General features: G+C 31.8%; 29 protein-coding genes. 13 read left to right on the forward strand and 16 right to left on the reverse strand.

The genetic code is table 11. The annotated features are described in order from the left end of the window. Genes proS through MOV50_RS01065 form a run of 5 tightly spaced genes read right to left on the reverse strand, consistent with a single transcriptional unit; the run spans position 1 to position 4,200 of the window. Positions 1–1,296 carry a proline--tRNA ligase gene (gene proS, locus MOV50_RS01045; protein ID WP_321778600.1) on the reverse strand — a complete coding sequence of 432 codons (1,296 nt, stop codon included), beginning with the start codon at positions 1,294–1,296 and terminating at the stop codon, positions 1–3. Further along, complete coding sequence (gene hemA / locus MOV50_RS01050; protein ID WP_321778601.1) at positions 1,293–2,600, reverse strand: glutamyl-tRNA reductase; 1,308 nt, start codon at positions 2,598–2,600, stop codon at positions 1,293–1,295. The genes proS and hemA overlap by 4 nt, the downstream gene beginning before the upstream one ends. Then, positions 2,600–3,487: a polyprenyl synthetase family protein gene (locus MOV50_RS01055; RefSeq protein ID WP_321778602.1), complete on the reverse strand. Its 888-nt coding sequence runs from the start codon at positions 3,485–3,487 to the stop codon at positions 2,600–2,602. The genes hemA and MOV50_RS01055 overlap by 1 nt, the downstream gene beginning before the upstream one ends. Positions 3,488–3,496: 9 nt before the next feature. Next, entirely contained in the window at positions 3,497–3,913 is a 417-nt protein-coding gene (locus tag MOV50_RS01060) for a hypothetical protein (RefSeq protein WP_321778603.1), read from the reverse strand. Positions 3,914–3,918: 5 nt separating this feature from the next. Continuing rightward, positions 3,919–4,200, reverse strand: a complete 282-nt coding sequence (locus MOV50_RS01065; protein WP_321778604.1) for a DUF2018 family protein — start codon at positions 4,198–4,200, stop codon at positions 3,919–3,921. Positions 4,201–4,406: 206 nt separating this feature from the next. On the opposite strand from MOV50_RS01065, the gene MOV50_RS01070 reads away from it, so the two are divergent. Then, on the forward strand, positions 4,407–4,871 hold the full coding sequence (locus tag MOV50_RS01070) for a DUF6232 family protein (RefSeq protein WP_321778605.1): 465 nt from the start codon (positions 4,407–4,409) through the stop codon (positions 4,869–4,871). Between the two features lie 105 nt (positions 4,872–4,976). Here the strand turns inward: MOV50_RS01070 and MOV50_RS01075 are convergent, their stop codons facing one another. The 6 genes from MOV50_RS01075 to MOV50_RS01100 are packed head-to-tail and all read right to left on the reverse strand — an operon-like array spanning position 4,977 to position 9,221. Next, positions 4,977–5,228 (reverse strand): type II toxin-antitoxin system RelE/ParE family toxin, encoded by a 252-nt coding sequence (locus tag MOV50_RS01075; protein ID WP_321778606.1) that lies wholly within the window; start codon positions 5,226–5,228, stop codon positions 4,977–4,979. Continuing rightward, positions 5,228–5,455: a CopG family transcriptional regulator gene (locus tag MOV50_RS01080; RefSeq protein ID WP_321778607.1), complete on the reverse strand. Its 228-nt coding sequence runs from the start codon at positions 5,453–5,455 to the stop codon at positions 5,228–5,230. The genes MOV50_RS01075 and MOV50_RS01080 overlap by 1 nt, the downstream gene beginning before the upstream one ends. A 58-nt stretch (positions 5,456–5,513) precedes the next feature. Then, the gene (gene argB / locus MOV50_RS01085) at positions 5,514–6,365 is read right to left on the reverse strand and encodes an acetylglutamate kinase (RefSeq protein WP_321778608.1); all 852 of its coding nucleotides are present in this window, start codon (positions 6,363–6,365) and stop codon (positions 5,514–5,516) included. Next, complete coding sequence (locus MOV50_RS01090; protein ID WP_321778609.1) at positions 6,365–7,270, reverse strand: tetraacyldisaccharide 4'-kinase; 906 nt, start codon at positions 7,268–7,270, stop codon at positions 6,365–6,367. Before MOV50_RS01090 ends, argB begins: the two co-directional genes overlap by 1 nt. 5 nt (positions 7,271–7,275) lie before the next feature. Beyond that, positions 7,276–8,397 (reverse strand): DegT/DnrJ/EryC1/StrS aminotransferase family protein, encoded by a 1,122-nt coding sequence (locus tag MOV50_RS01095; RefSeq protein WP_321778610.1) that lies wholly within the window; start codon positions 8,395–8,397, stop codon positions 7,276–7,278. A 17-nt stretch (positions 8,398–8,414) separates the two neighbouring features. Then, a complete protein-coding gene (locus MOV50_RS01100; protein WP_321778611.1) occupies positions 8,415–9,221 on the reverse strand; it encodes an NAD+ synthase in 807 nt (268 codons plus the stop codon). Positions 9,222–9,337: 116 nt separating this feature from the next. Between MOV50_RS01100 and MOV50_RS01105 the strand changes: the two genes are divergently transcribed. Together MOV50_RS01105 and MOV50_RS01110 are read left to right on the forward strand one after the other, a co-directional pair. Then, positions 9,338–9,931 (forward strand): MBL fold metallo-hydrolase, encoded by a 594-nt coding sequence (locus MOV50_RS01105; protein WP_321778612.1) that lies wholly within the window; start codon positions 9,338–9,340, stop codon positions 9,929–9,931. Continuing rightward, the gene (locus MOV50_RS01110; RefSeq protein ID WP_321778613.1) at positions 9,931–10,638 is read left to right on the forward strand and encodes a class I SAM-dependent methyltransferase; all 708 of its coding nucleotides are present in this window, start codon (positions 9,931–9,933) and stop codon (positions 10,636–10,638) included. Before MOV50_RS01105 ends, MOV50_RS01110 begins: the two co-directional genes overlap by 1 nt. On the opposite strand, the gene MOV50_RS01115 is transcribed toward MOV50_RS01110, so the two are convergent. Next, positions 10,539–11,027 carry a PaaI family thioesterase gene (locus MOV50_RS01115; protein WP_321778614.1) on the reverse strand — a complete coding sequence of 163 codons (489 nt, stop codon included), beginning with the start codon at positions 11,025–11,027 and terminating at the stop codon, positions 10,539–10,541. The genes MOV50_RS01110 and MOV50_RS01115 overlap by 100 nt on opposite strands. Continuing rightward, positions 11,024–11,914, reverse strand: a complete 891-nt coding sequence (gene cmoB, locus MOV50_RS01120) for a tRNA 5-methoxyuridine(34)/uridine 5-oxyacetic acid(34) synthase CmoB (protein WP_321778615.1) — start codon at positions 11,912–11,914, stop codon at positions 11,024–11,026. The genes MOV50_RS01115 and cmoB overlap by 4 nt, the downstream gene beginning before the upstream one ends. A gap of 76 nt (positions 11,915–11,990) precedes the next feature. Between cmoB and MOV50_RS01125 the strand changes: the two genes are divergently transcribed. Both MOV50_RS01125 and MOV50_RS01130 read left to right on the forward strand, forming a co-directional pair. Continuing rightward, positions 11,991–12,884, forward strand: a complete 894-nt coding sequence (locus MOV50_RS01125; protein ID WP_321778616.1) for a cation diffusion facilitator family transporter — start codon at positions 11,991–11,993, stop codon at positions 12,882–12,884. Then, the gene (locus MOV50_RS01130) at positions 12,874–13,611 is read left to right on the forward strand and encodes a competence/damage-inducible protein A (protein ID WP_321778617.1); all 738 of its coding nucleotides are present in this window, start codon (positions 12,874–12,876) and stop codon (positions 13,609–13,611) included. Before MOV50_RS01125 ends, MOV50_RS01130 begins: the two co-directional genes overlap by 11 nt. Here the strand turns inward: MOV50_RS01130 and MOV50_RS01135 are convergent. From MOV50_RS01135 to MOV50_RS01145, 3 genes are read right to left on the reverse strand one after another with little or no spacing between them, the layout of a single operon-like run. Continuing rightward, a complete protein-coding gene (locus MOV50_RS01135; protein WP_321778618.1) occupies positions 13,603–13,854 on the reverse strand; it encodes a hypothetical protein in 252 nt (83 codons plus the stop codon). The genes MOV50_RS01130 and MOV50_RS01135 overlap by 9 nt on opposite strands. Before the next feature lie 40 nt (positions 13,855–13,894). Further along, entirely contained in the window at positions 13,895–15,463 is a 1,569-nt protein-coding gene (gene rny, locus MOV50_RS01140) for a ribonuclease Y (protein WP_321778619.1), read from the reverse strand. Between the two features lie 15 nt (positions 15,464–15,478). Next, positions 15,479–16,054, reverse strand: a complete 576-nt coding sequence (locus tag MOV50_RS01145; RefSeq protein WP_321778620.1) for a 5-formyltetrahydrofolate cyclo-ligase — start codon at positions 16,052–16,054, stop codon at positions 15,479–15,481. 61 nt (positions 16,055–16,115) lie between these two features. Here MOV50_RS01145 and MOV50_RS01150 point away from each other — a divergent pair, with 61 nt between their 5' ends. The 8 genes from MOV50_RS01150 (at position 16,116) to MOV50_RS01185 (ending at position 24,056) form a co-directional block, all read left to right on the forward strand. Continuing rightward, positions 16,116–16,670, forward strand: coding sequence for a TlpA disulfide reductase family protein (locus tag MOV50_RS01150; RefSeq protein WP_321778621.1), 555 nt, complete (start codon positions 16,116–16,118; stop codon positions 16,668–16,670). 10 nt (positions 16,671–16,680) lie between these two features. After that, entirely contained in the window at positions 16,681–17,559 is an 879-nt protein-coding gene (gene ftsY, locus MOV50_RS01155) for a signal recognition particle-docking protein FtsY (RefSeq protein WP_321778622.1), read from the forward strand. 92 nt (positions 17,560–17,651) lie between these two features. Beyond that, the gene (locus tag MOV50_RS01160) at positions 17,652–19,769 is read left to right on the forward strand and encodes a hypothetical protein (protein ID WP_321778623.1); all 2,118 of its coding nucleotides are present in this window, start codon (positions 17,652–17,654) and stop codon (positions 19,767–19,769) included. Positions 19,770–19,849: 80 nt separating this feature from the next. Beyond that, the gene (gene radA / locus MOV50_RS01165; RefSeq protein ID WP_321778624.1) at positions 19,850–21,196 is read left to right on the forward strand and encodes a DNA repair protein RadA; all 1,347 of its coding nucleotides are present in this window, start codon (positions 19,850–19,852) and stop codon (positions 21,194–21,196) included. Between the two features lie 71 nt (positions 21,197–21,267). After that, a complete protein-coding gene (locus MOV50_RS01170) occupies positions 21,268–21,528 on the forward strand; it encodes a hypothetical protein (protein ID WP_321778625.1) in 261 nt (86 codons plus the stop codon). Positions 21,529–21,537: 9 nt separating this feature from the next. Further along, entirely contained in the window at positions 21,538–22,188 is a 651-nt protein-coding gene (locus tag MOV50_RS01175; RefSeq protein ID WP_321778626.1) for a carbonic anhydrase, read from the forward strand. Between the two features lie 66 nt (positions 22,189–22,254). Continuing rightward, complete coding sequence (fliL, locus tag MOV50_RS01180) at positions 22,255–22,815, forward strand: flagellar basal body-associated protein FliL (RefSeq protein ID WP_321778627.1); 561 nt, start codon at positions 22,255–22,257, stop codon at positions 22,813–22,815. Between the two features lie 143 nt (positions 22,816–22,958). After that, positions 22,959–24,056 (forward strand): site-specific integrase, encoded by a 1,098-nt coding sequence (locus tag MOV50_RS01185; protein WP_321778628.1) that lies wholly within the window; start codon positions 22,959–22,961, stop codon positions 24,054–24,056. The last annotated feature ends 186 nt before the right edge of the window (positions 24,057–24,242 follow it).

The following is a 24,242-nucleotide window of genomic DNA, read 5'->3' on the forward strand; positions in this document are numbered from 1 at the left end:
TTATATAAGTTCCATTATTTTATCAAAAATTTCATCTTTATTTACAGAGGTTTTCTCTTTTGTTTTTCTATCATAAATTTGCACGAGACCGTTAGCTAACTCTTTGCCTATTATAACTGTGAAAGGAAAACCAATGAGTTCAGCATCTTTCATTTTAAAACCAAATCTCTCTTTTCTATCATCAATCATAGTTTCGACTCCAGACTCTACGAGTCTGGAGTATAACTCTTCGCCCAACTCCATTTGGGGTGCTTCTTTAATATTTGATACCATTACATTCACCATATATGGTGCTGTTGATTTTGTCCAGATGCAACCATTTTCATCATGATTTTGCTCTATCACAGATGCTATTAGGCGACTTACCCCTATGCCAAAAGTTGCCATTTCAAATGGTCTTGGTTTTCCATTTTCATCATTAAAAGTAGCCTCTAGTGCCGTAGAGTATTTAGTTCCAAGTTGAAAAATATGTCCAACTTCTATGCCCTTTTTAAAACTAAGCCCTCCACCACAAGAACATTTTTCTTCTATGTTTTTTGTTTGTAGTTCTTCATAAGTAAATTCATTATATTCATCATCTATGCTGTCAATTGTTTCAATATTTGCACCATAAGCACAACTGTCACAGATGACAATAGTATCTTCACCACTATCTGCTAAAACATGAAACTCTTTACTTCCGCTTCCACCAATAGCACCACTGTCAGCTTGAACTACTCTAAAATCAAGACCAAGTCTAGTAAAAATGTTTTTGTAAGTTTGTTCCATCAGGTCAAACTCTCTAACCATATCCTTTGTAGATGCATGAAAAGAGTAACCATCTTTCATCAAAAATTCACGACCTCTTAACAAGCCATATCTAGGTCTAGCTTCATCACGAAATTTTGTATTAATTTGGTATAAGTTTAGAGGTAAATCTTTATAACTTTTTACTCTATTTTTAACCAACTCAACCATAGCTTCTTCATTTGTAGGACTTAAGACAAACGAGTTTTGATGTCTGTCTTGTATGCGAAGCATCTCTTTGCCCATAGCATCTGCTCGACCACTTTTATCCCATAAAGCCATAGGAGTAACAAAACTAAGTTGAACTTCTATGCAACCTGATTTATCTAACTCTTCTTTTACAATAGTTCTAATCTTGTCTAAAACTATTTTACCAAGTGGCATATAGTTATAAAGTCCAGCACCTTGTTGGTTTATAAAACCACCACGAACTAAAAACTGGTGAGATGGGAGTGAGGCATCTGATGGTACCTCTTTTGTTGTTGGTATAAAGGCTTTACTTCTTCTCATTTACTTGATCCTTGAATTACATTTAATGCATGTCCACATTTGTATTTATCTGGCATCTCTACTTCTTTATCTTTATTTATCAAAAATTGTAAAGCTCCTGTTATCATATCTGACTTTGACTCCTCAGATACACTTCTCATCTTTGAAGTCATATCATGTAAAAAGCGTTTAACAACTTGCTGTGCCATTTTATGAACTTCTTCTTCATACTCTTTTGGAATATATCCATTGTTTAAAACTCGCTCACTCTCTAACTTTGCGGCTTCAAATGCTTTTGCATATATTTCTTTTATCATTGGTTCTATGTTTAGAGTATCAAGCCACTCAAAAAATGCAACTGTACTTCTTCCAATAATCGTATGTGCTTTTCTAGCTTCTTCTTCTCTTAAACCTTTGTTTTCATCAACAATAGTTTTTAAATCATCTACCTGGTAAAGATTAATTCGTTCACCTTTATGATAGTTAATATCTCTAGGAAGTGCTAAGTCAAACCAATACCTATCAAAATCACACGGTTTTATAATTTCATCTGTAATAATAGGAACTGGTGAAGAAGTAGCTGTAAAAATTATTTCATACTCATTTACAACAGTATGAAGTTGATCAAAGTCTAAAACTTTTGCTCCACATTCTTCTGCTAAAACAAATGCTTTTTCTTTTGTTCTATTCATAATATAAACATCAGCACCATTAGAAATCATGTGTTTAGCTGTGATTTGTGACATCTCACCAACACCAATGATAAGAGTTTTTTTACCCTCTACGCTATCTAAAACAGATTTTAATTTTGCTACTGCTACACTCGCGATGGAAACAGGCTTTGAAGAAATCTCTGTTGCATTTCTAACTTTTGCAGCACATTTAAAAGCATTATGCATAGCACGAGCTAATTTTTGACCACAAAAACCATTATCATAAGAAAATCTAAAAGCATCTTTGAGTTGTCCTGCGATTTGTGTTTCGCCAACAACCATAGAATCAAGTGAAGATGCAACCATAAATAGATGATGAATAGCACTACTATCATCATAAATATCAGCACGACCTTCTAACTCTTCTATACTTATACCAACTCTTGCGGTTAACTTCTCAAAGATATGTTGTGTAGCAGCAACTATATCATTACAGCTACAAAATATTTCCATTCTGTTACAGGTTGAAATTAAGATGCTTTCATTTATTGCTGGACTTTCATTTAGTTTGGTTAAACATCCGTTTAGATGTTCTTTATCTGGGTAAGATAACTTTTCTCGTATCTCTTGAGGAGAATTTTTGTGTGAAAAACTTATATTTAAATAATGCATTAATAACTTCTTTTTATCATTGTTTTAAGGATTTCTATCAACTCTACATCATCTTTTACAGCAAGCATCGCTTCATTTGATAGTGTTTGAGCAAGTTCATATGATTTTTCAATACTTTTATGCTCTTTCATTTTTGCTTTTATCCAAAGAACCTCTTCTTCACTTATGCTTTTAGCATGTGAATTTTTCAACCTTTGCTTATCTTCTTTATTTAATTCTTTATATAAATGGATGTAAGGAAGAGTACACTTTCCCTCTACAAAGTCATTCATAGCAGGTTTTCCAAGTGTTGTGGAGTCTGAAGTAATATCTAAAATATCATCAATTATCTGAAAAGATAGACCAAGATTTTTACCATAGATGCCATAAGAGTGTGCATTTTTCCCTGCTAAAAGTGCAGATGCGTAAGCTGCTGCTTCTATAAGCGTAGCAGTTTTAAGATAAAGCATTTTAAGATATTTATCTTCATCTTCATTAAACTCTTCTGCCATTTTTACATCTTGCATCTCTCCACAAGAAAGAGAAGTAACAGAAGAAGCGATACTCTTAGCTATCTCTTTATCAAACTGTACTAACTCACTAAAAGCTTTTGAGTAAAGAACATCTCCTAGCATTACAGCAGTTTTACTTCCATCTGTTGCATTTACAGATGCTACACCTCTTCTTGTAAGTGCTTCATCTATCACATCATCATGAAGCAAACTTGCACCATGAATAAGCTCAACTATTGCAGCTAAGAGAGGAGCATTTTTTTGCTCTGGTGCAATTTTTAAAATAAGTTTTGCTCGTAATCTTTTACCACCACTAAGCATATCAAAAAGACGAGTAACCTCGTCATAATCAATCTCTTTTATCAATCTTTGTATTTCATGCTCTACTCTTTGCATCACACCTCTTTAGTTGTTATTCAAATGTTTTAAATTTACTGACATACTTTTATCAGATAATAATAACTCAAATATTGCTTCATTTTTTTCAAAATCAAATTTTTTAAACTGTACTAATAAATAAGGAACTTTGTAATAATCAGCACCTTTAGGTTTTAATACAACTCTAAAACTTTCATTTTTATATCTAAGATAAAGAATATTTTGTGCTACTACTCTGTCGTAAGAACGATGAATAATCAAACCATCATTTTTATATAGTGTCCATCTGAACTTAAATAGTTTAGAAACTGAACCATATTTTACAAGAATTTTCTTTACTTCATCCTTTTTCAAAGATACACTAGAAATATCTCTAAACTCATCTGCATGAAGAGCACTTAAACTAAGTGCTAAAAAAAGAAAAATCCTTAAAAAAAACTTCACCCTATCTACTCACTTTTTGAAACTATTTCACCCATCAATTCTATACATAAACTTTTCATTTTAGTTTCAACTTCATCACGATCACTTCCCATAAATCTTGAGATTTTATCATCGTAATCTTCACCAAGTTGCTTTTCTAGAACAAGTTCCATAGCAGCTCTTCTTCTTATAAAATTTGTTAAATCAAACCTAACAACATCATTGTTCGCATTGAACATTATGTCCATCAACTTACTCTCAGGAGAACCCATAAATATATCATTTTCATCTTCAAATAATCCGTACATTTCAAACCTTAATTATATTATTTATTTGCGATTATATCATCACAATGATAATAACAGCTTAACTTTTTTTAGTTAGAACTTTTATAGGCTCAATCTAATTTTATTTCTTACCCATAGCACTTGCTTCTGGAATAGTACATATAATTAATATTAAGTCTAACTATAGTAAAATGTACTCTAAAATTATTTCAAAAAGGTGTTAAAGAATGGAATGTCCATATTGTAAAGAAGATATCAAAGAAGGTGCAATAAAATGTAAACATTGTGGAAGTATGCTTAATGAAACAGAATTGAAAGAAATAAAGATAGATAAAGAAAAAGTTTTTTGTACTGCTGATGGAATAAAAGTTACAAGTAATAGATTTATTGTCGAAAATAGTACTTATTCTATATCTAATATAAGCTCTGTTAAAATAGGTTCTGAAAGTTCTATTGGTATTATAGTTTCAATAATAATTTTCATTGGAGGACTCTTTTCTTTATCTTTTATTACGGAACTTGGAATAGGACTAATCATTCTAGCAATTATTATATTTATAAGTTCATCTAAAAAATATACAGTTATAGTTTCAACAAATAGTGGAGAAGTAAAAGCTCTTACAGACAAGAATAAGGAAGCTATTGTTGGTATAGTTGAAGCTATCAATAAAGCAATAGAATATAAAAATTAATAGTTAACTAATTCCTAGTTCCACCTTTCTCAAGGTGGAATGCCTATATAGAAATACGATACATTCTCATTTATAACATTTCATTGACATAAAGGCTTTAGACTTTTAATATACTTCTTTTCTGTGAGCTATTCTGATAAGTGTTATTACTAAAATATCATTTTCTTTTAAATAAATTATTCTGTAGTTTCCAGCCCTTTTTCTAAATTTACCTTTGTGTTTCCCTTTTAAGGCTTTATCTGATGCGAAAATACCTAATTCTAAGTCTTTAATTTTGTAAAATACAAGTTTTTGATTCTCTGCATCTATCTTTTGTAATTCTTTAAAAGTAGCTTTTGGAATGATTACTTTAAACATTAATTAAGACCTAAACGCTTAGCTACCTCTTTGAGAGAATAAACTTCAGTTTTTCCTGCTTTTAGTTCGTCTATTCTTTTGTCTGAAATCATTTCATCTAAAGTATCAAAGTACATGCTAACTGCTTTTTCAATGATGAAAGTTCTTGAACGCTCTAACTCATGAGCATAAGCGTCTAAGTCCGTAAGTAGTGTTTCGTCCATACGAATATTAATTGCTTTTTTCATAATGTATCCTTCTGTATCTACATTATACTACAATTGTTTATCTATTTCAATAAAAGTTTTACTGAACTATCTCAGTTCCAACACCCTCAGATGTAAAAAGTTCCAGTATCATCGAATGCTCTAATCTTCCATCAATTATGTGAGCTTTTTTTACTCCTCCATTTATGGCTTCTAAACAAGCATCTACCTTTGGTACCATTCCACCATTTATAGTTCCATCTGCTTTAAGTGCTTCTACCTCAGCTTTTGTTAGAGTAGCTATGAGTTCTTTGTCTTTGTTTAAAACACCTGCTGTATCTGTTAAAAAGATGATTTTATTTGCTCCTATTGCTTTTGCTACATGAGATGCACAAAGGTCTGCATTTATGTTAAAGCCAGGGTGTCCCATCTCTTCTCCTGCTGCTATTGGAGCGATTACAGGTACAAACTTATCAGCGATGAGTTTTGAGAGAACTATTGGTTTAACAGCGTTGATATTTCCAGTTAGTCCCCACTTAGCAAAATCTTTTGCTTTAGCAGTTATAAAGTGAGCATCTTTACCACTTATACCTATGGCTTTTGCTCCATGAGAGTTTAGAAGTGAAACTATCTCTTTATTTATCTCACCACTTAAAATCATCTCTGCTATTCTCATAACTTCTTTAGTTGTAACTCTTTGTCCATCTATAAACTTTGTTTCAATATTTAGTGCATCTAGCATCTCAGTAATTTTACTTCCACCACCATGAACTATAACAGGCTTAATCCCAACAAGATACATAAGTAAAATATCTTCAGCAAATTTTTCTTTTAATTTTGCAGATGTTTGTGCTGAACCACCATACTTAATAACAACTATCTCATTTCTAAACTCTTTTATAAAAGGCAATGCCTCAAGTAGGGTTTTTACTGTTTCTATCTTTTTTTGCACTATTTCTTCCTATATTGGTCTATTATATCAAATATTTCTTGTTCGACTTTTACTTCCAAATCAAGTAAAGATATTGGTAATTCAAAAGCTTGAATCTTTACATAATCTTTGTAAGTTACTAAAAGGCTGTCTGACTTATCTTTTTTCAAAATCTCTTCTAACTCTTCTTTTTTGTAACTGTAATGGTCCTCAAAATAATTCTTACTTACAACTTCAGGCAAAAACTCATCCAATCGTGATGGTCTTGCTATGGCTGTTACTAGTGACATTTTAGCACTTTTATTTTTAAGTTCTACTAGCCTTGTAAAATCTTTATTTTCTTTTAGTACAAAAGCCTCTTTTTCATTCCAAAGTTTCTCTCTAAAAGCACCTGAAGGAAGGCAACTTTTGTTATCTGTCTTTACATCAATAATAAAGTCTAGTTTTTTTATATCATGCTTTGAGTAGGCATCATCTAAAAAAACTATCTTTGCTCCCATCTCTTTAGCTTTAAGTATCGCTTTTTTTCTATCTTCACTAACTATAACTATTGCACTTGGAAGTTTATGTGCGTATATCATAGCTTCATCGCCACTAACACTTACCTCACACAAGATTTTATCTCTATCTTTGACAACTTGCAGACCTTCACTATCTCTTCCATATCCACGAAGAATAACACAAACATTTTCATATTTTAAAGCAAGAGCAGTTACGAGTGGAGTTTTTCCACTTCCTCCAACACTTAAGTTTCCAATACTAACAATATCTATACCAAAATCTATTTGTTTTGAAGTTTTAAATCGGATAAACATACCAAAACAGTAAATCCAACTTAGGGGAAGTAGTAAAGTAGAGAGTAGCTTTTGGAGTAAAGTAGGATTATAAAAATACTGCTCAACCCAAAAAACTAAACTTTTTTTCAAACCTTTTAAACTCTAGTTTTAGCTATTTGTTTTATTTTATCACAAACATATTTTACCTCTTTATCGCTCATACTTCCATATATGGGAATAGATAAAACTTGCTGATAACTTTGTAGGGCTTTTGGAAAATTGTTAATTTTTAATGAATACTTTGCTTTATAGTAAGTTAAAAGATGAAGTGGAATATAGTGAAGTCCACACTCAATACCAACTTTTTTAAGCTCTAGTGCAAAAGAGTCACGATTTTTATCAACTTTTATAATGTACAAAGAAAAAGGATGTTCGTCATTTGACATATCTGGTAAAGTGATATGAGGAGTTCCTTCAAGTGCTTTAGCATACATACTTGCTATCTCTTGTTGTCTTTGTATATTTTTATCTTGTTTTTTTATTTGCGCTCTTATATATGCTGCTTCTAACTCACTCATTGAGTAGTTATTACCAATATCTACAACATCATAAATATACTCCAATGAATCCTCGTCACGCTCTATGGCATGGTTTCTTAAAAGTTTTGCTCGCTCCATTATCTCATCATCATTAGTTACAAGCATACCGCCATTACATATGTTTTTCTTTAAATGTGAAGAAAAATTAAAACAGGTAATATCTGCACCAGTAGAACCAATCTTTTTACCATTACAAGTTGCACCTAAGGCTTCACTAGCATCTTCAACTATCTTTACATTATAAATTTTAGCTATTGAGTAAAGTCTCTCCAAATCAACACTCAACCCACCAACATGAGTAACAATCACAGCTTTTAGTTTTTTAGATTGGTTATCTTCTAGGTAAGTTTCTAAAGAGTCTAGATTAATATTATAACTTTGTGGCTCTATGTCTATAAAAATAGGTTCTGCATCAAAATGACGAACAACCTCAGGTAAACTTGGATGTGCATTTACACTACAAACAACTTTATCCCCTCGTTTTAAATCAAGTGCTAACATAGCAAGATGCAAGGCTGATGTTCCATGAGATGTAGCAAGAGCATATTCAACTCCAACATAAGAAGCAAACTCATCTTCAAGTTGAACTACTTGGTTTAAATCTTCTGCTTCTAAAACATCTGCTACATTACCATGTTCTTCTCGTCCGCTTTCATATCTATTAAATGGTATTCTCATCTTAATCTTCCTTAATTTTATAAAGTTATATCTCTTGGATAGTTAAAGTCATGGTTTATCGTTCTTGATGTTAGTTTTGCGATTATTGGCATCTTTCTCTTAAAGTGATTACCGAAAATTCTTCGGATTATCATATCTAGCATCTTGGCATCTATACCTTTTTTAACTATCTCTTCTTTTGTTAATCTGTCTTCAACATAAAGCTTCATCGCTTCATCTAACTGAGCATAAGTGTAACCCAAGTCTTCTTCATCACTCTGTCCGTCCCATAAATCAGCAGAAGGAGCTTTTTCAATTATGCTTTGTGTTACACCTAAATATTTTGCTAGTTCATAAACTTCACTTTTATAAAGGTCGCCGATGGGGTTTATGGCACTTGACAAGTCACCAAAAAGTGTCCCGTAACCTAACATAAGCTCACTCTTGTTACTAGTTCCTAAAACTAAAGCATTTTCTCTTGCCGAAATATCAAAAATTGTTGACATTCTCATACGAGATGAAAAGTTACCTTTTCTTAAATTGTCCATATTTGGATTTAACTCTTCATATGCTTTTAACATAGGTTCAATAGATGCTTCTTCACTTCTCATACCAAAATCTTTACAAAGAGCATCTGCATCATCTAAAGAGTTTTTAGAGGAGTAATGAGAAGGCATTTTCACGCAAAGTAAATCATCTTTAAAAGCTTTATGTGCTAAAACTGCCACAACAGCAGAATCCAACCCACCACTAAGACCAATCACAACTTTATTTATTGAAGTTTTACGAACTTCATTGTCTAAAAACCGTTCTAAATAATCTGAAATTTGCGAATATTTACTCATGTTTTTTTGAAACCTTTAAATTTCTTTAAGAAAGAACATTATATCTAAATTTAGTAACATTTTAGTTCTACTGTTTGTATAATTTTGTTACAATCACAAAAAATTTAGGAAAACTTATGCAGATAAAAGTCCAAGCAATGGGTATTTACCAAACAAACTGTTACATTATCACAGTAGATGAGAAAGATTTTATAATTGACCCAGGAGTAAATGCGACTGAGTGGGTTGTAAAAAATGTGACAAATCCTGTTGCTATTTTAAATACTCATGGACATTTTGATCATGTTTGGTCAAATGACGAGTTGCAAAAAAAACTAAATGTAAAACTTTACACTCCAAAGGGTGATGTAATGTTACTTAAAGAGAGTAGCTGGATGCCAGACCTACCCCCCTCTACTCCAGATGTTGAAGTTGAGCCAAATGAAGAGTTAAACTTGCAAGGAGTTAAGATTAAGTTTCATCATTTTCCAGGGCATTGCCCAGGCTGTTCTATGATAGAGATAGGAGATGCTATGTTTAGTGGAGATTTTCTTTTTGAGCGTTCAATCGGGCGAACTGATTTTCCTTACTCTTCTACTTCTGATATGAAAGATAGTTTACAAAGATTTAAAAAGTTTGACTTTGACAAAACTCTCTACCCTGGACATGGTGGTACAACAACCATAAAACAAGAACAACAATTAGCAGACTACTGGATAGGACAACTTTAATGATCAAAGACCATTTTGAAAATAGAGCGAGTGATTGGGACCAAGAAACAAGAAGAACAAATGGTGCAAAAAAAATCGCAGATGCTATTTCTAAAAATATGAACTTAACATCTAATATGGATATCTTAGATTTTGGAGTAGGAACAGGACTCCTTGGTTTTGAAATCGCAAAGAATGTAAGACAAGTTTATGGAGTAGATACTTCTGCAAGTATGCTTGAAAAACTAAAAGCTAAAAATACTCCTGAGTTAAACATACAAACTTTTTGCCAAGACATTGTAAAAGAGCCACTAAATCAAAAATTTGATGGTTTAGTTAGTTCTATGACTCTTCATCATGTTAAAAATTTAGAACTATTTTTTAAAACTATTTACAAAAATTTAAAAGATAATGGTTTCATAGCTATCGCTGACTTACAAAGTGAAGATGGAAGTTTTCACTCTGATAATGCAGGTGTTTTTCACTTTGGTTTTAATGAAAAAGAACTGTCAGATATTATAGAAAAAGCGGGTTTTACTCAGGTAAAGTTTGAAGATATCAACACCATAAGTAAACCGCATAAAGATTTCGGAGTATTTTTATTAACTGCTAAAAAAAAACTAAAAATTTACTCGTCTTCATTATCTAGAAGCTTTAATTTTAAAACATGTCTTTCAGTTATAACAGTTTTAAATTCTCCCTCGAAAACTTTTATATCTAAGACATGAGCTTCCACATGAACATTTCTCTTTCTACCCTCTTTATGTCTAACTCTTGCTACAAAATTCACTTCATCATTAAACTTTACAGGAGATAAAAACTGACATTCACTTCCAACTAAAACTACATTTCTCTCATTTACAGCAAGCATTGCTGCATAATCAGCAGCACTAAATACAAAACCTCCATGAATCAAACCTTCATCATCAGCAACCATCTCAGAAATTGTTGTAAGTCTTGTTTCTACATAACCTTTTTCTAGTCTTATAACTTCACCTGTCAAGTCACGATTTATAGATTCATGTGTGTGTATTTCAACTAAGTTTTCTTCATCTTCTCTATAATCATCAAGCTCTAACTCATCATCATTTACTACTTCTTTTTTATTATCACTCATTTTTTATCCTTAATCAGTTTTACATATACTCTTTTTGGAGCTGGATAGCCTTCTACCGTTTTTGATTTATCATTCGCATCTAAAAAGTCTTCTAAAGACTGCCCCTCTATCCAAGATGTTTTTCTCTGCTCCGAAGCATCTGTAGTGGAAGTTTCTAAAACTTCAAAACTACTAAAACCTGCTCTTAAACACCAGTTTTGCAGGGCTGGTATAGTAGGTACAAAATATATATTTGGTATTTTTGAGTAAGATGACTCTGGGCATAAGCACATCTCTTCTTTTGCATCTATATAAAAAGTATCTAATATAACTTCACCTTTATTTTCTAAACCCTTAAAAAGTGATTTTAACATCGCTACGGGGTCACTTCTATGATAAAGAACTCCCAAACAAAAGATAATATCAAACTTCTCATCATAAAGCTCTAGATGCTCAACACCAAGCAACTCATAAACTATCTCGCTTTTTACAAAATGGTTTATAAAATCAAACTGCGTTTTATACAAAGGAGATGGGTCAAAACCAACTAAAAGTTTTGGTTTGTCTTCTTGCATACGAAAAAGATAGTAACCATTATTACACCCTATATCGGCAACTTTTTTATCTTTTAAATTAAAATGTTTTCTCAAGAGCTTATATTTTATATTACTTTTCCATTCTGCATCTATATAAGTATCAAAAATCTCAAATGGTCCTTTTCTCCAAGGCATCATCATTTTTGCGATATTTTTCACTTCATATTCATTTGCACCGCTTATCTTTATAACATCACCAAGCTCAACTTTAAATGAGCCATCGCATAATGATTCCAATGCTTCACGAAGTGGTTTTATATTTTTCCAAGTCATCCATTTTTCTCTGTCTATTCTTAAATCTTTTAAGTTCATTTTATTCTTTATCTAAGTAAATTTTTGTATAATTATAGCTAAAAGATACAGACCATAATTACTCATAGGAATTTTAATGCGTTTAGAAAAAAAAGCCACCCTTGTATCAACCTCTGTTGCTGGAGTTCTTGTCTTGATGAAAATGACAGTTGGCATCTTAAGTGGTTCTATCGCTGTATTAGCATCTGCAATTGATAGTTTACTTGACCTTACTATTTCACTATTTAACTATTTTGCTCTTAATACTGCAGAAAAAAATGCTGATGAGCAGTTTAACTTTGGAAGAAATAAGATTGAACCACTTGCCGCTGTAATAGAGGGAACAGTTATCTCTCTATCTGCTCTTTTCATACTTTATGAAGCTCTCGTTAAAATATTTCATCCAAGAGAAATGACATTTATGCAAAGTAGCATCTGGGTAATGTTAGTTTCACTTATCATTACTTTCTTTTTAGTAATGTTTTTAAACTATGTTGCAAAAAAAACAAAAAATATGGTTATAAAAGCAGACGCACTACATTACAAAATTGACCTTTTCTCAAACGGTGCAGTTCTAATGGCATTAGCTCTTATTTCAATGACAGGAGAACAATTAATAGACCCTATTTTAGGTATTGGTATCGCGATATTTATGATTTACTCTTCTATTCCTATCATTAAAGAAGGAATTTTAATGCTCTTAGATGCTGCCCTACCTCAAGAAGACATAGAAAAAATAGAGAATATATTAGCAAAGCAAACAGATATTAATGATTATCATTTTCTCCAAACAAGGGAGTCTGGTTCACATATTTTCATCTCTGTTCACGCTGTTTTTAATGTTAGCATCTCTTTATATGATGCACATACAATCGCAGACAAAATAGAGTTAAAAATTAAAAATCTTTTTGAAGATAAAATGGTTCATACTATCATTCATATGGACCCGTACGATGATTCAGAAATAAATGAGATGGAAGATGAGTATTAATTTTTACGCTCTGATCATCGGTACTGAAATTTTAAATGCTAGACGAGAAGACAAGCATTTTAAATTTGTTCGTGATGAACTACAAAAATATGATGAAGAACTTTTTGCCTCGTTTATTGTAAAAGATGATAAAGAGCTTATGAAAAAAAGTTTTTCTCTTATAAAGTCTGATGAGAACTCTGTACTTTTTTCGTTTGGTGGTATCGGCTCAACTCCTGATGATTTAACAAGAGAGATAGCATCTGAAATATTTACACAAAAGCCTTTAGTGCGCCATAAAAAGTTTGAACAAGATATTATAGATAGGTTTAAAAAAAAAGCATATCCAAATAGAATTCATATGTCAGATTTACCTCAAGATGCCAAGTTACTTTTTAATGAAGTGAACAATATGTCAGGATTTTGTTTAGAAGATAGATTTTTCTTCACTCCTGGATTTCCAGAAATGGCACATCCAATGATAAAAGATGTCATCAAAAGTTTATGTTCACAAAGTAAAAAAAAGTTTAGGTTTACCCTACTTGCTAACACAAGTGAAGATACACTCATTGAGCAAATGAAACTTTTACCACCAAGTGTTGAGTTGTCATCTCTACCTATTTTTATAAATAAAAAACCTCAAGTTGAACTATCCCTTAGTGGTTATGAAGAAAAAGAAGTTAGAGAATATTTTGAACTGTTTAAAAATGAACTTCAAAAACTCAAAGTAGGCTACAAACTACTTTGAATCTTCCTCTCTCTTATACATAAAACTAAAAGGAATTCTTACTATTTTTGGCTTGTAGCCTGTAAAACCACCCCAAATGGCAACTATACCTAAGCTTAACCAAGTTGGAGCACCTAAAAGATTTGCACCGTAAAAAAGTGTTAAACTAACTCCTACAATAATCATAAAATCGACCATAGTATCTACAGATTTTGTGCTTTTTTTTGGTTTTTCGACATTATTTGCTGGTTTTCTTTTTGACAATTTATTTCCTTGTTTTTGGCATTATACCAAAGATTTAAAACTATTTAGCGTACTCAACTGCTCTGCTCTCGCGTATTACATTTACTTTTATTTCACCTGGGTACTGAACTTTATCTTCTATCTCTTTTGCTATCTCTCTTGACATTAAAACTGACTCATCATCATTGATTAGAGTAGCATTAACAATAACTCTTACTTCTCTGCCTGCATTTATAGCGTAAGCTTGTCTAACTCCACTATGTCCAGATGCTATCTCTTCTATTTGAGTTACTCTTTTTAAGAAACTCTCTAAAACTTCTCGTCTTGCTCCTGGTCTTGCAGCAGAAAGTGCATCTGCAGCACAAACAGCCGCACACTCAATAGAGTGTATATCTTCATGCCCATGATGAGCGTATATAGCATTTATAACAATCTCGTTTTCATTGTAACGGTTGCATAAGTCTGCACCTAAATCTACATGATTCCCATCATGGTCATGTGTTAAAGACTTTCCTATATCATGGAGTAAACCTGCTCTTTTAGCCAACCTCGTATCTCCGCCCATTTCTGCTGCCATCAATCCAGCCAAATGCGCTACTTCAAGTGTATGAGCCAAAGCATTTTGACCATAACTTGCGCGGTATCTAAGTTTTCCTATAAGCTTCATTAGCTCTGGATTCATTACTCCGATATCCATGCTTGCAACTATCTCTTCACCTTCATTAAGTATGCCAGCTTCAAACTCATCATTTACTTTAGAAAAAATATCTTCTATTCTAGCAGGTTGGATTCGACCATCTTCTATTAGAAGTTCTAGAGTCTTAGTCGCTATTGCCCGTCTATACAGGTTAAAACTACTTACTAGTATGGCATTTGGAGTGTCATCTATGATAATATCAACACCCATCAAGGTTTCAAGGGCTTTAATATTTCTACCCTCTTTACCAATGATTCTACCTTTTAACTCATCATTGTCTAGATGCACAAGTGAAGTTAATCTCTCAGATGCAAAATCTCCAGCAAAACGACTTGTCGCAACTGCGAGTATATAGTTTGCTTTTTTCTTTGCTTCTTTTTTTGCTTCATTTTCATATCGTCTAACTATATGAGCTATATCAGCGCGTGATTTTTCTTCTATCTTCTTAAGTAAAACATCTTTCGCTTCATCTTGTGTCATTCCTGCACTATGCTCTATCGTATGCAGTGCTTCATCGATTTTTATCTCATATTTATCTTTTAAAGATTTTACTGATTTCTCATTTCTTTGTAAATCAATTTTTCTCGTTTCTATCGCTCTTGCATCGTTATTTATTCTTCTATCTTCATTTTGTTTATAGCGTTTAAAACTATTTTCTTTTCTGATTACATCATCTTCTCGTTGATGTAAATCTGCCTTTGCTCTATCTTTCGCACTCTCATAATGTTTTGTAGCTTCAAGCTCTATTTCTTTTGATTTGAGGCTTGCTTTATGCAAAAGATGCTGTGCCTCATTTTCTATTGCACTTGCTTTTGCTTTTGCTTTATCTACATAAATATCAAAATTAGCATTAGTAATTTTTTTAGAGATGAAAAATCCAACAAGCCCACTTACTGTGGATATTGCACCACTTAGTAGAACTTCATTTATCATTTTTTTTCCTATTCTCTAACCAACATACCTTCTGGGCCTTATAGCAATTTTGGGTGTCAATAGTAAATCACACGCGATATCATATGAATCGCAAATATCTTCTTTAGTAAAACAAATTTCTGGTTGTATAAAAATTGTGTATGGTCTTTTTTTTAACTTTGCAAAGAAACGATCATACATTCCTTTTCCAAATCCTACTCTTTGTAATCTACCATCTATCCCAGTTGCTATTCCAACCGCAGGTACTATGGCTATATCAATTTTATTTATATTTCTTATAGTATTTCCCGCTTCATAAATTCCAAAATTCTTTCTTTTGAGCGGTAATCTAAATGGTACTATCTTAAAACTTGAATCTTGCATAAATGGTATCAATATTTCACAATTTTTACGCATTTTGTTAAGTGTTTTTCTTATGTCTGCTTCAAATGAAAGAGGATAGTAAAACAGTATTTTTGCATTTTTAACATTTTTAAGTTCAGACATCAGTCGTCTGTTTATCATTGCGTTACGATAATATCTACTCTCTTTAGGAGCATTTTTTATTTTTTTTATACAATTTTTTCTAAATATCGATTTTGTAAGAGGCATATAAAAACTTTCCGTTATAATTTCACATATTTTACAATAAAAAATAAAACAAAGGTCTTTTATGTTTAAAAAAATTACACTTACACTTATTTTAACCTCCACATTACTATTTTTAGGTTGTAGTAGCGATGATAATAAAAATGCGAACAATATGGTTTCAGCAAATGAATATGTTCTTACAGCACTTGATAAAAAACAATATATTGTAAAAAAAGAGGGTTCTGGATTTTTACTAAAAGGTGCTGAAGGAAAAGTTATTATATTTGATATTTTTGCAACTTGGTGTCCTCCTTGTCGTGGAGCAGCAACTCATCTTAGCTCTCTTCAAGAAAAATACAAAGACGATTTAATTATTATCGGTATTAGCATCGAAGATAAAATATTAGACTCAAAACTACAAGACTTTAGAGAAAAATATAACGCTACTTATACTCTTGTAAACTCTGAAACAAATCGTCGTTTAGCAGACACAATAGTAAATGAGTTAAAACTGGGAGAGAGATATCCTATTCCTATCATGGCGTTATATAAAGATGGAAAATATATAAATCATTTTATAGGTGCTATCGAAGAAGAACTTATAGAAAATGATATAAAACTAGCTTTAGAAAAGTAGGTTTTAAAATATGTTTGGTTTTATAAAAAAATCTTTATCTAAAACAGCAGAGGCTATAAAAAGTGTTGCACCTAAAAAGAAAATCTCTTTTACAAAAGATGAGCTTGAAGATATTTTACTAGAAGCTGATGTTGAATATGACTTAGTTGAAATCATCATTGAGCAAACTTATCAGAGCAAAATCACTAGAGATGTTTTACGCTCTAAGCTTTTAGCAACTCTAGCTTACACAACTTACAAAGAACCAAAATATCAAGCTCCTTTTGTAGAACTCATTGTTGGTGTAAATGGAGCAGGAAAAACAACAACCATTTCTAAACTTGCTCAAAGATATAAAAATGAAGGCAAAAAAGTAATACTTGGGGCAGGAGACACCTTTCGAGCAGCAGCCATAGAACAACTCACACTTTGGTCAAAAAAACTTGATATTCCCATAGTTGCTTCTTCTCAAGGACATGACTCATCAGCCGTTGCTTATGATACTATAAACTCCGCAAAGTCAAAAGGTTTTGACAATGTTATCATAGATACAGCAGGAAGACTTCACACTCAAACAAACCTCACAAATGAGCTCAAAAAAATAAACCGCATCTGTGATAAAGCACATAAGGGAGCACCACATAGAACTATTCTAATCATCGATGGAACACAAGGAAACTCAGCAATAGCTCAGGCAAAAGCTTTTAATGAGATGATAGGTATAGATGGAATTATCATCACAAAACTAGATGGAACTGCAAAAGGTGGTTCTGTATTTTCTATCGCTTATGCTCTTGAACTTCCTATCCTTTATGTAGGAACAGGAGAACAACCTGAGGATTTAGTTCCATTTGACAAGTATGAGTTTGTAGATGGTTTACTTGATGCTATTTTTGAAGAAGTATCTTAGGTAATCTCAAAAAGGTCTTGATTTTTTTTCATAAAGATATTATATCAAATTGTAGCCTTTCTTTGTGAATATAATTTAGTTATAATTTAATCATGTTAAATGAAGTTGGAAAATTAAAAATACCAGGTGCAATTTTAAGTATAGAAATAATAAATAATAATATCTGTATTCTCGATAATAAATATAGGCTATTTATCTACTCCATCGAAACCTATACCCTAGTGGACAACTATGTTTTACTTGACTCCCAAGAAGACAAACACATCTATGAAAAATCACTTTGTATTTCTAAAAATCTAGATGTATATGAATCTTTTTTTAAAAGCAGTAGTGGTTCTATTTTTACCATTAACAACCATGAATTATCACAAAGTTTACCTATTGAACTAAACAAGAGAAATGTTTCTTATGCTAAATTTTCTCCAGACGCAAAAACACTCCTTATAGGTGGAGAAGATGGAATTGTCTATTTTTATGACCCAGACTCAAAAAGATCTCAGTTTTCACTAGAGCCAAGAGCTGACTTTATTAGCTGTGCAACTTTTTCACATAACACAAAACTTGTATGTATCGGTGCGTATGATAAAGCCATAGAGATTCAAAACATTGATAAACACACACTTATTTCAAAAGTTGAAGTAAGTGATACGGTTGAAGATATTATCTTTTTTGATGATGACAGCGGTGTGGTAGGGATAACAAGAGATAGAAGGATATTTTCTTACTCCATAAAAAATGACGAACTTATCTTTGGCGACACAGTATTTAATGAGTGGCCAACTTCAATGGTTAGAGTTGGTTTTAATCATGTTTTAGTTGGTACAAAAGGAGATATCTTATATATCTTCAAGATTGATGATTTAATACTTTTAAGAAAATTCAGAGTTGATAACTTTGGTGTTACAACATTGAAAGTTAACTGTAGAACTTTATATATCGGATATTCAAATGGTGAACTAAAAATCGTAGATATGGATTTTTTATATAAAGAGTTTGAACTAAACCTAAAAAGCAATAAATTTGCAAAAGCAACATCTTTGATGAAATCTAATATATTTTTAATGACAAGTGAAATCGTTAAAAACTATGACAAAGTCTGGCCTCAAGTTTTAGATATGGCAAAAGATATTATTGCGGCAAAAGATTTAGAGAGAGCAGAAAAATTAGCTAAACCATTTTTCTGGGATACTAAGAAAAAAGAGGAGTTTATATTTTTAAATGCCAATGTTGCAAACTATAAACACTTTGAAGATTTAGTACAAAGAGGTAGCAAGATAGTAGCACTTAAGTTTGCTGATGAAAAAGAGTACCTAAAAACTACAAAAAGTTACAAAGAACTAGATAAGGATTTTTATAAAGTTTTTCAACTTGCAAAAGGGATGTTTGCAAAAGACACACCAGAAGCTATACAACATGCTAAAGAAACTATCTCTCCATATTTAGCAGTAGAATCAAAAAAAAGCATGATCAACAATCTTTTACAACACCATAAAGTATTTGTTCGTTCTTCAAAACTCATAAAAGTTAGAAATTTTAAAGTATATTTTAATCTTGTACAGAAAAATCAATTTTTAACCGAAGAGGCACTATATACAAAAGTTGTAGAAATTGGAAATCAAACATACTCACAACTTTTAAAAATAGAACACGAAGGTCATTACGATAAAGCCCTACAAGTAGCAGACTACCTTATAGATTTTACTCCATTTTATGACAAAGTTATTGAAGTTGAAGATACTATAGATGCTAAACTAGAACTCCAAGAGTTAATTGAAGAAGATAATATTCACGCCGTTTATGAAATCATTTCAGAGCTAGACTTTTTAGAACTCTCTAGTATATTTAGTGATTACCACAAAAAATTTGAGATGCAAAAAGAACAAGCTACTAAATATGCGAATGAAGGGAATACTCCTAAGGTTCAAGAAATATTTACTCCTTACCTAGGTATAGACTACCTCCTAAATACTATAACTGCAACTTTTAAACTATCGTATCTTGTTGAAATAGAATTGGCGATACAAAACAACCCTGATAATATTGACATTAGATTGACTCTTGAACGATATGCTCTTATATTTGGTGTAGATGCTGAACTACAAAAACTCTCTGAAAAACTGCAATTTACACAACTTCTTCCAGATGTAAAAGAAGATAGAACAAGCTTTAACATAAAAGACTTTTTTGATAGAGTTGTTATCCTCAACTAAATATATGACAAATTGTCATACTTTTTCTATTTTTATTTTTAAAATACTATAATCTACTAATTTAAAAATTAAGGTTTATCATGGCTAAGAAAAAAGTTCTTTTTGAGTGTCAGCATTGTGGATTTACTACTCCAAAATGGATGGGCAAATGTACAAACTGTGGTGGTTGGGACTCTTTTATAGAACTAAATGAGCATCAACAAGAAGTAGTAAAACAAACAAAAACTTCATCAAAAATAAGTTCAAAAGCCATAAGTATAAATGATATACAAGAAAGTGAAGTTTATAGATTTAGCTCACTTGATAAAGAACTAGATGGTGTTCTTGGTGGTGGAATCGTTCCTGGTTCACTAACCTTAATCGGGGGAAGCCCTGGAGTTGGTAAATCAACTCTGCTTTTAAAAGTAGCTTCAAACATTGCATCTACTGATAAAAATGTTTTGTATATAACGGGAGAAGAATCAAGTGGACAGATTAAACTTAGAGCAAATCGACTTAACTCAAATGTTGATAATTTATACCTTTTAAGCGAAATCAGACTAGAACAAATTTTAGTAGAGTTAGAACACAGAGATTATAAATTTTTAATCATAGATTCTATTCAAACTATGTACACAGAAAATATCACATCAGCACCTGGTTCAGTCACTCAAGTTAGACAGATAACTTTTGAGCTTATGCGTTTAGCAAAAGAGAAAAATATTGCAATCTTTATAATCGGTCACATCACAAAAGAAGGTTCAATCGCTGGTCCAAGGGTACTAGAGCACATGGTAGATACTGTTTTATATTTTGAAGGGGATAGTTCTCAAGAATTACGAATACTAAGAGGTTTTAAAAATCGTTTTGGACCGACTAGTGAGATAGGTGTTTTTGAGATGAGAAGTGAAGGTTTAGTATCTGCTACAAATATAGCATCCCGTTTTTTTAACAGAGATTCTACACAAGCTGGTTCTGCACTAACAGTCATAATGGAAGGCTCTCGCCCTATAATTCTAGAAGTTCAAGCACTTGTTTCAGAATCACATACTCCAAACTCTAAAAGACAAGCTACTGGGTTTGATAACAATAGACTAAATATGCTTCTTGCTTTACTAGAAAGAAAACTAGAAATTCCACTCTCTGGATATGATGTATTTATAAATATAACTGGTGGTATTAAAATCACAGAAACAAGTGCAGACTTAGCAGTTTTAGCTGCAATACTCAGTAGTTTTAGAAATCGTGCCATTTCAAAAAAAACTATTTTTATAGGGGAAGTTTCGTTAGTTGGCGATGTAAGGGAAGTTTTTGGACTTGATGTAAGACTAAAAGAAGCTAAGATGCAAAATATCACAAAAGTACTTTTGTCAAAAAAACCATTGGTAAAAACAACTTTAAAGACCTACTTAGTTGATGAAGTTTCAAAGCTTTTAGAGTGGTATTAAACAGGTCTTTAATATAACCTTTACTATAAAAAATGTATAATCGTCAAATATAACAAAGGAAGGATATCAAGTTGATAGATGCTGAGTTTAGAAGTGAAGAAAGATTTTCAAGATTATCACTAGCTTATGAAGGTGAAGAAGAAAAACAACAAGTAGTAAAATGTATAGATAAAATTATTTCTAAACATTCAATCAAACCTGAAACATACACAACAAGCATCTCTAAAGGTAGAGAAGTTTTAGTGATTGAATACCATGATGATATAGATAGAAAAGCTGGTGATATTTTTGAAAAAATATTAAAAGTTTTAGAAATTAAAGAGTGTTGTTAAGGCTTTGTTTTGAATTTAAAAGCATATGCCAAGGGCAACAAACTATTTAGAACTTATTTCAAAGAAAACAAAGAAGCTCTATTAGAACTTGTAAGTAGTGGGCAAAGTCCAAAATCATTATTTATTGGGTGTTCTGACTCTCGAGTTATTCCAGATTTGATGATTCAATCTGACCCAGGGGATTTGTTTGTTATACGAAATGTAGGAAATTTTGTTCCTCCATATAAACCAGATGAAGACTTTCATGCAACAGCATCTGGAATTGAGTATGCAGTTAGTATCTTAAAGATTAAAGAGATAATAATTTGCGGACATACTCACTGTGGTGCTTGTAAATCTTTATATGAAGATATAAATGACTCATCACTCATTCACACAAAAAAGTGGCTAGAACTTGGTAAAAGTGCAAAAACATCGGCTATTCTTAGTCTTGGTGCAAATGCTCCAATGGAAGATCTACTAAGATTAACAGAAAAACTATCTGTAATGAAACAAATAGACAATATATTAACTTACCCTGTCGTAAAAAAACGATTTGAAGATGGTGATTTATCTATTCATGGTTGGTATTATGATATCGAAACTGGAAATATTGACTACTATAACGCACAAAGTTATGAGTTTTTACCATTAACAGACTTAAGCAAATCAACAACATAATTTATAAAAATTTTATAAATTCCGATATAATATAAAATAATTTAAGAATTACTAAGGGAATCTAACATGGCAAAAGAAGAAAATAAAAAAGAAACAACAGAGGAAGACGCTTCAACCGAAAAAAAATCTAGCAAGATGCTAATGATAATAATCATTGTTGTATTGTTACTAATTATTGTTGGTGGTGGAATAGTTACTTTTTTACTAATGGGTGATGATGAAGAAATAATGGCGCAAACTTCCGCACCACAAGCAAATGAAAGAAGTGCTAAAAAGACAAGAAAAAGTTCTGGAGATTACAGTAACTCAAGAAAATTAAGTGAAATTGGTATTTTATACCCACTTGATACATTTACAGTAAACTTAAAAAGTGATGCTGGTCGTCGCTACTTAAAAGTTACTATGTCTTTAGAATTACAAGGTGAGGAATTAAGTCTAGAACTAGACAGTAAAGCTCCCGTACTAAGAGATAGAATCATTAGAATTTTAACATCTAAATCACTAGAAGAAATTTCTTCTAAAAAAGGAAAGCAAAAAGTTAGTGATCAAATAATGGACACACTAAATGCTATGATTTCAGATGGAACTATTCAAGGTATCTACTTTACGGAATTTGTTATTCAGTAGGCTAATTTAAGCAAATCTCATAAAACCTCTTCAAGCCCCTTTACATAGGGGTTTCTTCATGATACACTATAATCAAATTTAAGCTAAAATACCCCCATTTGAGCAAAATGAGCGGACTTATAGCGGACTTGAGAGGTAGTTATATGACACTTTTAAACAAAAAAATCCCCACTTCTACAACTGGAATTTTCTATAAAGAGATAATAAATAATGACAAAATAGTAGTTGATAAAGTATTTCTTATTAGATATAAAGATGAGATAGGAAGAGATAAACTCAAAACAATAGGTAAGTATTCTCAAGGTATTAGAATTGGATATTGTAAAACAATACGAGACCAAACAATGGTAAAGTTAAGACTTGGGGAAAACCTACCAAAAGTCACTGCAAAAAAATCTAAATATACAGTTCATGACTTGGCTATAAAATGGCTAGACCTAAAAAAAGCGAATAAAACTTATGAGGGAGAACTGCAAAGATATAATGCAACTCTTAAAAAACTTATAGGCTCTGAGATAGCTGAACATCTCAAAAAACAAGACATTATAAACCTACAAGCTACACTTCAAGATATGGGTTATGCACCCTCCACTACTCAGCACTTCATAACTATGGTTTCTGGTATTTATCAGTTCGCTATACAAGATAAACTTATTAAGTCTGAAAATCCTTGTGCAGGTCTTAAGTCTATCAAATTTAACAATGAACGAGACAGGTATTTAACTACCGAAGAAGTAAAGCAACTTATAGAGGCTGTTTCACATGAACTAGAGTTACTTTTGTTTATAGAGATAGGACTTAGTACAGGTGCTAGACTTGGTTCAATTATGGAAATGACAAAATCAGATATTGATTTTAGAAACGAGAGTATTAAGATTAAAAACTTCAAAACAAGTGATAAATATACTGGATATTTAAATAGTAGCACACTAGAGATTTTAAACTTACATTGTAAATCATTAAAACGAGGACAAAAATTATTTTCGGTAGGTCGAAGCTATGTATCATACAAGATACGAGGATTGATGAAGAAGCTCTTTAACGAAGATGTAATAGATGATTACCAAAAAGTGGTTATACACACTCTAAGACATACCTTTGCAAGTCATTTAGCTATAAATGGCTGTCCTATATATACAATTAAGGAACTAATGAACCATAAAACTATTGAAATGACGGAAAGATATGCGAAACTTGCTCCTAATCAGGGACAAGTTCAGGTTAAAGGGTTATATAGATAACAAGAGACTGTTAATCACTTGGTCGCTGGTTCGAATCCAGCATCCAGAGCCATCTTTAAACCCCTAAAATACGAACTTTCAAGCACTTTTTAGAATCACTTTAAGTTTAGAGAAAAATCGCTTTAGTAACCTATTAGTAACCATAATTTAGATTATGATTTATAAATTTCAAAATTCTTTTTTACT

Origin of the sequence: Sulfurimonas sp. (assembly GCF_029027585.1) — a bacterium.
Taxonomy (GTDB): domain Bacteria; phylum Campylobacterota; class Campylobacteria; order Campylobacterales; family Sulfurimonadaceae; genus Sulfurimonas.